The sequence below is a fragment of the Pseudomonas sp. CK-NBRI-02 genome (assembly GCF_008124495.1).
Classification (GTDB): domain Bacteria; phylum Pseudomonadota; class Gammaproteobacteria; order Pseudomonadales; family Pseudomonadaceae; genus Aquipseudomonas; species Aquipseudomonas guariconensis.
Genome location: NZ_VSJH01000043.1, coordinates 1 through 631, shown reverse-complemented (window position 1 = coordinate 631; position 631 = coordinate 1). Strand labels below are relative to the sequence as shown.

General features: G+C 50.6%; 1 protein-coding gene. It reads left to right on the top strand.

The window, feature by feature from the left end; genetic code table 11:
- On the top strand, positions 1-111 hold a 111-nt coding region (locus DQ397_RS24810), incomplete at its 5' end, for a hypothetical protein (RefSeq protein ID WP_256664408.1).
- Between the last annotated feature and the right edge of the window lie 520 nt (positions 112-631).

Here is a 631-nt window from a genome sequence, read left to right as displayed (position 1 = left end):
GCTTATGGCCCGGATGGTGTGCGCTTCTATACCCGTCGCAAGGCTATCACCCAGCGTTGGCCACAGCGTGCCAGCCATGAGGCTTCGCAGTTCGCGTTCCCAAGCCTGTAAGAGATAGACAAGCCCAAAAGCAAAACGGGGAGGCCGCCAGGCCTCCCCGTTTTGCTTTTGGGCCGGATTAAGGTTTTTTGAAAATAACTGTTGACGGGGTTTCGAATCCCCTTATAATGCGCCCCACTTCCGACGCAGTCGAAACGCAAAACTCCTTGATAATCAACGGGTTGAACGCTTCAGGTAGTATCGGAAGGGCTTCGGTCTTCTGATCGGCAGCGGTGAAAAAGGCAGTTGACAGCAGGTTTTAACGCTGTATGATTCGCCTCCCGCTACGAGAGATCGCAGCGAGTTAAGCGGTTGAAGTTGAACGGGTTTCTCGGAAAAAACTTCAAAATAAACGCTTGACAGACTTAGAGGAAAGCGTAGAATGCGCGGCCTCGGTTGAGCAAAGCGCTTAACCAAATCGCTCTTTAACAATCGAATCAAGCAATTCGTGTGGGTGCTTGTGAGTATGGACTGATCGTCGCCAAGATTATCAGCATCACAAGTGGCCATGCGAGAAATCACATAGTCATTA